Origin of the sequence: Micromonospora sp. ATA51, from assembly GCF_016802855.1 — a bacterium.
GTDB lineage: Bacteria > Actinomycetota > Actinomycetes > Mycobacteriales > Micromonosporaceae > Micromonospora > Micromonospora sicca.
The window spans coordinates 1-9283 of the sequence record NZ_JAEVHJ010000274.1 but is presented as its reverse complement, the minus strand read 5'-3'; the positions used below and the strand labels follow the sequence as shown (position 1 = coordinate 9283).

The following is a 9283-nucleotide window of genomic DNA, read 5'->3' as shown; positions in this document are numbered from 1 at the left end:
GGGCCGGCGCGGGTCAGGCCGCCGCGGCGCTGCCGCAGCGCGGCCACGGGCCTCGGCGAGGATCGCCTCGCCCTGCTCGGGGGTGCGCCGCTCCTTCACGTACGCCAGGTGCGACTTGTAGGGCTCGGTCCGGACCGGCCGGGCGGGTTCTGCGCGTCCGGCCGGCCGGCTGGCCGCAGTGCGGGCAGTCCCAGACCGGCGGCGCCTCCGCCTCGGCGGCGATCAGGATCTCGATCCGGTGATCGTTGCGGCACCAGTAGGCGACCGCCCGGCGCGGGGCCGGTACGGACCGCTCGGCGGGCCGCTGGGGGGTGGACCCGACCCGGGCGCCACGGATGACGTTGCCACTCGGCACGGCTGCTCGCTCCTGTCGTCGTGCGGGGACCGCCGCCCGGGGGCGGCGGCGACGCGGGTGCGGCGGACAAAAACTGCGCGCGGCCCGTCGTGACGGACCGCGCGCAGATTGTACGACCAGAAGCGCTCGCTCAGGACCCGCTGCTCATCTGCAGCCGCAGCCAGAGGCCGATCCCGACGATGCACGCGAACCAGACGATCCCCACCAGAACGGTGTAGCGGTCGAGGTTCTTCTCGGCCACCGAGGAGCCGGCCAGGCTGGAGCTGACGCCGCCGCCGAACATGCTCGACAACCCGCCGCCCTTACCTCGGTGCAGCAGGATCAGCAGGGTGAGCAGGATGCTCGTGATGATCAACAACACGATCAACGTGTACGCGAACGCGATCGGCATGGCTGGGGTCAGTCCTCTCGTAGCGATCATCTGCCCGGGCAGGTCGGGCACGCGGCACCGGCCGGCGGACGGGCGGAGTCAAGAATAGCGAGCCGTCAGCGGGCGATGTGCTCCGGGAACCGGCAGATCTGCGCGAATTCCTCGGCGTCCAGGCTCGCCCCACCCACCAGGGCCCCGTCCACGTCCGGCTGGGCCATGATCAAGGCGACGTTCGACGCCTTGACCGACCCGCCGTAGAGGATACGGACCTGCTGCGCGGTGCCCTCGTCGAAGGTCTGCCCCAGCCGCTTGCGGACCTCGCCGCAGACCTCCTGGGCGTCCTCCGGCGTGGCCGTCTTGCCCGTGCCGATCGCCCAGACCGGCTCGTACGCGACGACGACCTTGGTGACCTGCTCCGGGGTCAGCCCCTTCAGCGCGGCGTCGAGCTGGTCGCAGCAGTGCGGCACGTGCTTGAGCTGCTCCCGGATCTCCAGGCCCTCGCCGATGCAGAGGATCGGGGTGAGCCCGTTGGCCAGCGCCGCCGCCACCTTCGCGTTGACGACCGCGTCGTCCTCGTAGTGGAAGGCCCGCCGCTCGGAGTGCCCGACCACCACGTACGTGCAGCCCAGCTTCGCCAGCATCGGCCCGGAGACGTCCCCGGTGTACGCCCCGGACTGGTACGGCGACAGGTCCTGCCCGCCGTAGCCGATCAGCAGCTTGTCGCCGTCCACCGCGGTCTGCACGGTACGCAGGTCGGTGAAGGGCGGCAGGACCACCGTCTCCACCTCGGTGAGGTGCTTCTCGGTCAGGCTCGCGGCCAGCTTCTGCACCAGCAGGTTGGCCTCGAGGTGGTTCAAGTTCATCTTCCAGTTGCCGGCCATCAACGGCCGGCGGGTGACGCCCGCCATCAGTCCTCCAGTGCCGCGATGCCGGGGAGGGTCTTGCCCTCGAGGTACTCCAGCGAGGCGCCGCCACCGGTGGAGATGTGCCCGAACGCCTTCTCGTCGAGGCCGAGGACCCGGATCGCGGCCGCCGAGTCACCGCCGCCGACCACGCTGAACGCGTCGGAGTCGGCGATCGCCTCGGCGACGCCCCGGGTGCCAGCGGCGAAGGGCGGCATCTCGAACACGCCCATCGGGCCGTTCCAGAAGATCGTCCGCGCGTTCCCCGGGGCTCCACCTGGGGAGGTCTTCAGGGCGGCGGCGAAGCCGGCGACCGTCTCCGGGCCGATGTCCAGACCCACCCGGTGGCTCGGGATGCCGTCGGCGCGGAAGACGTCGTGGTCGGCGTCGGGGGCGAAGGCGGTCGCGGCCACCACGTCGACCGGGAGCATGATCTTGCCCTCGGACCGCTGCAGGAGGTTGCCGCAGGTCTCCACCATCTCCTCCTCCAGCAGCGAGGAGCCCACCTCGTGGCCCTGGGCCTTCAGGAAGGTGAAGCACATCCCGCCGCCGATGAGCAGCCGGTCGACCGTCGGCAGCAGCGCCTCGATCACCGCCAGCTTGTCGGAGACCTTGGAGCCGCCGAGGACCACCACGTACGGGCGCTCCGGCTCGCTGGTCAGCTTGCTCAGCACCTCGACCTCGCGCAGCACCAGCCGGCCAGCGACGTGCGGCAGCCGCGCCGGCACGTCGAAGACGCTGGCGTGCCTGCGGTGCACCGCGCCGAAGGCGTCGTCCACGTACGCGTCGCCGAGGGCGGCGAGCTGGTCGGCGAAGGCGCCCCGCTCGGCGTCGTCCTTGCTGGTCTCCCCCTTGTTGAACCGGAGGTTCTCCAGCAGCGCGACCTGGCCGTCGGCCAGCCCCTCCACGGTGGACCGGGCGGAGTCGCCGACGGTGTCGGCGGCGAAGTGCACCGGCGCGCCGAGCAGCTCGCCGAGCCGTCCGGCGACCGGGCCGAGGCTGAACTGCGGGTCCGGCGCGCCCTTCGGGCGGCCCAGGTGGGAGCAGACGACCACCTTGGCGCCGGCCTGCACCAGCGCGCTCAGCGTGGGCAGCACGGCCCGGATCCGGCCGTCGTCGGTGATCTCACCGGTCTGCTTGTCGAGCGGGACGTTCAGGTCGGCGCGCACCAGCACGCGCGACCCGACACCCCCTCGGCGAGCAGGTCGTCGAGGGTCCGGATGCTCACAGCGACGAACCCACCAGCTTGACCAGGTCGACCAGGCGGTTGGAGTAGCCCCACTCGTTGTCGTACCAGCCGACGACCTTGACCTGGTTGCCGACGACCTTGGTCAGCGGCGCGTCGAAGATGCAGGACGCCGGGTCGGTGACGATGTCCGCGGAGACGATCGGGTCCTCGTTGTAGACCAGGATGCCCTTGAGCGGACCGTCGGCGGCGGCCTTCAGCGCGGCGTTGACCTCGTCCACCGTGGTCTCCCGGCCGACGTTGACCGTCAGGTCGGTGACCGAGCCGGTCGGGATCGGCACCCGCAGCGCGTAGCCGTCCAGCTTGCCCTTGAGGTCCGGCAGCACCAGGCCGATCGCCTTGGCGGCGCCGGTCGACGTCGGGACGATGTTCAGCGCGGCGGCCCGGGCCCGGCGCAGGTCCTTGTGCGGCGCGTCCTGCAGGTTCTGGTCCTGGGTGTACGCGTGGATGGTGGTCATCAGACCGTGCTGGATGCCGAACGTGTCGTGCAGGACCTTCGCCATCGGGGCGAGGCAGTTGGTGGTGCACGAGGCGTTCGAGATGATCGTGTGCTTGGCCGGGTCGTACTGGTCGTGGTTGACGCCCATGACGACCGTGACGTCCTCGTTCTTCGCCGGGGCGGAGATGATGACCTTCTTGGCCCCGCCGTCGACGTGCGCCTTCGCCTTGCTGGCATCGGTGAAGAAGCCGGTGGACTCGATGACGACGTCAGCGCCGACCTCACCCCACGGCAGCTTCGCCGGGTCCTTCTCGGCGTACGCCTTGATGGTCTTGCCGCCCACGGTGATCTCGTCAGCGGTGGCCTTCACCTCGTGCGGGAGGCGACCCAGGATGCTGTCGTACTTGACAAGGTGGGCGAGCGTCGCGTTGTCGGTCAGGTCGTTGACCGCGACGACCTCGACGTCAGCGCCGGACGCCAGCACTGCCCGGAAGAAGTTACGGCCGATCCGGCCGAAGCCGTTGATGCCAACCCGGATGGTCACAGGTCCCATCTCCTCGCGTTCTGGTCCGCCGGCGTCAGACCCGGGCCGGCGGAGGTGTGTGCGCCGACCGTTGGAGCCGGCCGTTGACGGTTCATCTCGGCCACCCCGCCGCGGTCTGAGAGGACCTGACCGCCCGAGGCGGTGAGCACGGCGAGGGGTGCCTGTGCCGGCCTCCTTGCCGTACGCAGCGACCCTATCCGAGCGTGCGTCGCCGCGCTGCGGCGGGTCGTGATCCCGCTCGCCCGCTGGCGCCTCACCGTCCTATCAGACCACGAGCATGTCCGGCGTGACGGCCGCTTCGGTATCCGGGATGCCCAGGTCGCGGGCCCGCTTGTCAGCCAGCGCCAGCAGCCGGCGGATCCGCCCGGCGATGGCGTCCTTGGTCAGCGGCGGGTCGGCGAGGGCACCGAGCTCCTCCAGCGAGGCCTGCCGGTGCTCCAGCCGCAGCCGGCCGGCCGAGGTCAGGTGGTAGGGGGCGTCTTCGGCGAGGATCTCCAGCGCGCGGGTGACCCGGGCGGCCGCGGCCACCGCGGCGCGGGCCGAGCGGCGCAGGTTGGCGTCGTCGAAGTTCGCCAGCCGGTTCGCGGTGGCCCGGACCTCGCGGCGGACCCGGCGTTCCTCCCAGGCCAGCACGCTGGAGTGGGCGCCGACCCGGGTGAGCAGCGCGGCGATCGCGTCCCCGTCCTTGACCACCACCCGGTCCACTTGGCGCACCTCGCGGTTCTTGGCCACGATGCCGATCCGGCGGGCCGCGCCGACCAGGGCGAGCGCCGACTCCGGGCCGGGGCAGGTGATCTCCAGCGCGCTGGAGCGGCCCGGCTCAGTGAGCGAGCCGTGCGCCATGAACGCGCCGCGCCAGGCGGAGACCGCGCAGCAGACATTGGCGGCGACCACGTGCGGCGGCAGGCCACGCACCGGGCGGCCACGCACGTCGAGCAGGCCGGTCTGCCGGGCGAGGGCCTCGCCGTCCTTGACCACCCGCACGATGAAGTGGCTGCCCTTGCGCAGCCCGCCGGAGGCGAGCACGTGAATCTCGCTGGGGTAGCCGTAGACCTCGGCGATCTCCCGCCGGAGCCGCCGGGCCACCGCGCCGGTGTCCAGCTCGGCCTCGACCACGACCCGCCCGGAGACGATGTGCAGCCCACCGGCGAAGCGCAGCAGGGCGGCCATCTCCGCCCGCCGGCAGCAGGGCTTGGGCACGTCGACCCGACTCAGCTCGTCCTTGACCGCGGCTGTCATCGCCATTCTGCGCCCCTCCACGGACCCGTACCGGCGTGTCGCCGGTGATTACGTACGTGCTTAACGATCGGCGCCCAGGACAGGCACCAGCGCGGCGCCCAGGGCGGCCGGATCATGGCGGGGCGTGCCGTCGGTGACGGCGACGGGAGCGAGGGCCAGCCGGGCACCAAGTGATTCTGCCGCACGTCGCACCGCTTCAGGATCACCCACCGCCGTGGAGTCCGCCAACACCACGTCCACCTTCAACTCGGACAGATAGCGCCGCAGGGTGGCCAGATGGTCGGCCAGGGAGAGTCCGAGGGTCTCCTTCTCGGCCACCAGGTTGAGCGTGACCAGCCGTCGGGCCGGGCTCGACACGATGGCGTGGGCCAGCCCCGGCACCAGCAGGTGCGGCAGCACGCTGGTGTACCAGCTGCCCGGCCCGAAGATCAGCCAATCGGCCTCGGCGACCGCGGTCACCGCCTCCGCGCAGGCGGCCGGCGCCGCCGGGGTCAGCCGGAGCGACTCGACCCGGCCGCTGGTGACCGCGACCTGGTGCTGGCCGCGCACGGTCCGTACCTCGTCGGGGTGGTCGGCGTCTGCGCCGCGCACCCGGGCCTCGATGCCGACCGGCTGGCGGGACATCGGCAGCACCCGGCCGACCGCGCCGAGCATCGCCCCGGCGTGGTCGAGCGCGCGACCGGGTCGCCGAGCAGCTCCATCAGCCCGCACAGGACGAGGTTGCCGACCGCGTGCCCGGCCAGCGGATCGGTGCCGCAGGCCGCGCTCCCGGCCTCCGGCGCGGCAGCCGCCGCGGCGAAGCGGTGCTGGAAGAGCCCGGCGCTGCGCCGGGTCGCCGGATGGTCGCCGGCCAGCGCGACGAGGGCCTGGCGCAGGTCACCCGGGGGCAGGCCGCCGCGCTCGGCGCGCAACCGGCCGCTGGAGCCGCCGTCGTCGCCGACGGTGACCACCGCGGTGATGTCCAGGTCCAGCTCCGGTACGCAGTGCCGCAGCGCCCGCAGGGACGCCGACAGGCCGTGTCCGCCGCCGAAGGCGACCACCTTCCGCGGGCTCATTCCCGCCCCAGGTCCCGGTGCTGGGCGTTGGCCGCGATGCCGGACTGGCGCAGCCGGGCGGCCAACTCCTCGGCGATGGCGACGCTGCGGTGCTTGCCGCCGGTGCACCCCACGGCGACGGTTAGGTAGCGCTTGCCCTCGCGTTCGAACCCGGCGGTGGTGGCGTTGACCAGGTCGGCGTACCCCGCCACGAAGGCGTCCGCCCCCTCCTGGCCCAGCACGTACGAGCTGACCGCCTCCTCCCGCCCGGTGTGCTCCCGCAACTCCGGCACCCAGTACGGGTTCGGCAGGAACCGGGCGTCCATCACGAAGTCGGCGTCGGACGGCAGCCCGTACTTGAAGCCGAAGGAGAGGACGGTGATCCGCAGCCGGCGGGCGTCCTCGCCACCGAAGAGCTCCTCGACCGGCGCCGGAGCTGGTTGACGTTGAGGTGGCTGGTGTCGATGATCACGTCGGCCTGGTCGCGGGCCTCCTCCAGCAGGGCGCGCTCGACGGCGATGCCGTCGGCCAGCCGCCCGTCGCCCTGCAACGGGTGCGAGCGCCGGACACTCTCGAACCGGCGGATCAACACCTCGTCGTCGGCGTCGACGAAGACCACCCGCGGGGAGAAGCCGCGATCCTTGAGCTCCCGGATCGCCCCGGCCAGGTCGGTGGAGAAGGCGCGCGAGCGGACGTCCAGCACCATCGCCGTACGCCGGGCCGCGCCGCCGGCCTTGAACGCCAGCTCCGCCATGTCCAACATCAACGCCTGGGGCAGGTTGTCGACGACGTAGTAGCCGACGTTCTCCAGCGCCCGGGCCACCGTGCTCCGCCCACCGCCGGAGAGACCGGTCACCACCACCAGGCTGGTGTCCGCCTCGGTCGGCGCGGGCTGCCCGACCGCCGGCTCCGCCCCCGCAGTCTCGGCCGGCACCAGGTCCGCCGCCGTCCGCGCCTCGCTCACCCGCTACCCCCAGCCGTGGCGCCGCGGCCGGTCGGCCGCGCGTGGTCAATCAGCGACTCTAACGGCTGGGACCCCGCCCGGGATTCCACGGGGTGACGACCGGAACACCTGCTTGTCCGGTTCCGTCCCGAAAGCGGGCGGAGGCCCCGGCCGGCACGCGGTTCGGCGTCGGTCGGGCTGTCGGGGGACGCTCGTAGACTGCGCGGATGGTCTCCCCCACCGATCTGCGGACCGAGGACGCCCTGCGGGTGCTCCACCGGGTGTTCGGCTACGACGCCTTCCGCGGCTTCCAGCAGGAGGTCGTCGACCACGTGGTGGCCGGTGGCGACGCGCTGGTGCTGATGCCGACCGGTGGCGGCAAGTCGCTCTGCTACCAGATCCCCGCCCTGGTCCGCGACGGCGTCGCCGTCGTCGTCTCCCCGCTGATCGCCCTCATGCAGGACCAGGTGGACGCGCTCACCGCGGTCGGCGTGCGGGCCGGCTTCCTCAACTCGACGCAGGACCTGGCCGAGCGGCGGCGGGTGGAGGCGGCCTTCCTCGCCGGCGAGTTGGACCTGCTCTACCTGGCCCCGGAGGGGCTGGCCGTCCGATCGACCCTCCAGCTGCTGGAACGCGGCGCCATCGCGCTCTTCGCGATCGACGAGGCGCACTGCGTGTCCCAGTGGGGGCACGACTTCCGTCCCGACTACCTCAACCTGTCGATGCTGCACGAGCGGTGGCCGGGGGTGCCCCGGGTCGCGCTGACTGCCACCGCCACCAGCGCCACCCGGGCCGAGATCGCCACCCGGCTGCAGCTCACCGACGCCCGGCACTTCGTGGCGAGCTTCGACCGGCCCAACATCCAGTACCGGATCGTGCCCAAGCGGGAGCCGCGCAAGCAGCTGCTGGCCCTGCTGCGCGACGAGCACCCGGGCGACGCCGGCATCGTCTACTGCCTCTCCCGTGCCTCGGTGGAGAAGACGGCCGAGTTCCTGGTGCAGAACGGCATCCCCGCCCTGCCGTACCACGCCGGTCTGGACGCGGTGACCCGCGCCACCAACCAGCAGCGCTTCCTGCGCGAGGACGGCCTGGTCATGGTGGCCACGATCGCCTTCGGGATGGGCATCGACAAGCCGGACGTCCGCTTCGTCGCCCACCTCGACCTGCCGAAGTCCGTGGAGGGCTACTACCAGGAGACCGGCCGCGCCGGCCGGGACGGCCTGCCGTCGACGGCGTGGCTGGCGTACGGGCTGCAGGACGTGGTGCAGCAGCGGAAGATGATCGAGACGTCGGAGGGCGACCTCGCGCACCGCCGCAACCTCGCCGCCCACCTGGACGCGATGCTCGCGCTCTGCGAGACGGTCCGCTGCCGCCGGGTCCAGCTTCTCGAGTACTTCGGCGAGACGGCGACGACCGCGTGCGGCAACTGCGACACCTGCCTGAACCCGCCGGAGTCGTGGGACGGCACGGTCGCCGCGCAGAAGCTGCTCTCCACGGTCTTCCGGCTGGACCGGGAACGCAACCAGCGGTTCGGCGCGGGGCACTGCGTCGACATCCTGCTCGGCAAGCAGACCGACAAGATCACCCAGTACGGTCACGACACGCTGACCGTCTTCGGCATCGGCACCGAGCTGCGCGAGACCGAGTGGCGGGGGGTGGTCCGGCAACTGCTCGCCGAGGGCCTGCTCGCCGTCGAGGGCGACTACGGCACGCTGGCGCTGACCGAGGCGAGTGCCGAGGTGCTGGGCCGCCGGCGCACCGTGACGATGCGCCGCGAGCCGGAGAAGCCGGCCTCCAGCCGGTCCGCGAAACCACGCGGCGCCGCCACCGTGGTCGCCGAGCTGGATCCGGCCGCCGGGTCACTCTTCGAGCGGCTGCGCGCCTGGCGGGCGGCCACCGCGAAGGAGCAGGGCGTGCCCGCGTACGTCATCTTCCACGACGCCACCCTGCGGCAGATCGCCACCGACGCGCCGGCCTCGCTGGCCGAGCTGTCCCGGATCAACGGCGTCGGCGAGAACAAGCTGGCCAAGTACGGTGACCAGATCCTCGCCGTGCTCGCCGACGGCGAGGCACCTGCCTGACCGACCCGATCCGCGGCACGCATGCCCGGATACGACGAAAGGGCCGGCCCCCGGGTGGGGGTCGGCCCTTTCGGGTTGGTGCCGGTTGGGTCAGGAGGCGGTGTAGCCGCGGGTGGCGATCCAGTCGGCG

5 protein-coding genes and 4 pseudogenes are annotated in these 9283 nt (G+C 72.4%); 1 reads left to right on the top strand and 8 read right to left on the bottom strand.

Annotated features, from left to right (window positions below; all coding sequences use genetic code 11):
* From JNW87_RS29555 to rapZ, 8 genes and pseudogenes are all read right to left on the bottom strand, one after another.
* Positions 1-355 (bottom strand): annotated as a pseudogene (locus tag JNW87_RS29555) (RNA polymerase-binding protein RbpA); the annotation flags it as partial.
* 130 nt (positions 356-485) lie between these two features.
* The gene (gene secG / locus JNW87_RS29550; protein WP_109805976.1) at positions 486-746 is read right to left on the bottom strand and encodes a preprotein translocase subunit SecG; all 261 of its coding nucleotides are present in this window, start codon (positions 744-746) and stop codon (positions 486-488) included.
* Between the two features lie 95 nt (positions 747-841).
* Entirely contained in the window at positions 842-1633 is a 792-nt protein-coding gene (gene tpiA / locus JNW87_RS29545) for a triose-phosphate isomerase (protein WP_109805977.1), read from the bottom strand.
* Positions 1633-2855, bottom strand: a pseudogene (locus JNW87_RS29540) (phosphoglycerate kinase). The gene tpiA and the pseudogene JNW87_RS29540 overlap by 1 nt, the downstream one beginning before the upstream one ends.
* On the bottom strand, positions 2852-3856 hold the full coding sequence (gene gap / locus JNW87_RS29535) for a type I glyceraldehyde-3-phosphate dehydrogenase (RefSeq protein ID WP_109805979.1): 1005 nt from the start codon (positions 3854-3856) through the stop codon (positions 2852-2854). The pseudogene JNW87_RS29540 and the gene gap overlap by 4 nt, the downstream one beginning before the upstream one ends.
* Before the next feature lie 264 nt (positions 3857-4120).
* Positions 4121-5101 (bottom strand): DNA-binding protein WhiA, encoded by a 981-nt coding sequence (gene whiA / locus JNW87_RS29530; RefSeq protein WP_109805980.1) that lies wholly within the window; start codon positions 5099-5101, stop codon positions 4121-4123.
* A gap of 54 nt (positions 5102-5155) precedes the next feature.
* Positions 5156-6150, bottom strand: a pseudogene (gene yvcK / locus JNW87_RS29525) (uridine diphosphate-N-acetylglucosamine-binding protein YvcK).
* Positions 6147-7063, bottom strand: a pseudogene (rapZ, locus tag JNW87_RS29520) (RNase adapter RapZ). The pseudogenes yvcK and rapZ overlap by 4 nt, the downstream one beginning before the upstream one ends.
* A gap of 236 nt (positions 7064-7299) precedes the next feature.
* Between rapZ and recQ the strand changes: the two are divergent.
* Positions 7300-9153 (top strand): DNA helicase RecQ, encoded by a 1854-nt coding sequence (recQ, locus tag JNW87_RS29515; protein ID WP_109805982.1) that lies wholly within the window; start codon positions 7300-7302, stop codon positions 9151-9153.
* The last annotated feature ends 130 nt before the right edge of the window (positions 9154-9283 follow it).

Excerpts from the sequence above, each read along its gene's own strand:
- secG (WP_109805976.1), bottom strand. The coding sequence starts at position 746 with ATGCCGATCGCGTTCGCGTACACGTTGATCGTGTTGTTGATCATCACG.
- recQ (WP_109805982.1), top strand. The coding sequence starts at position 7,300 with ATGGTCTCCCCCACCGATCTGCGGACCGAGGACGCCCTGCGGGTGCTC.
- tpiA (WP_109805977.1), bottom strand. The coding sequence starts at position 1,633 with ATGGCGGGCGTCACCCGCCGGCCGTTGATGGCCGGCAACTGGAAGATG.
- whiA (WP_109805980.1), bottom strand. The coding sequence starts at position 5,101 with ATGGCGATGACAGCCGCGGTCAAGGACGAGCTGAGTCGGGTCGACGTG.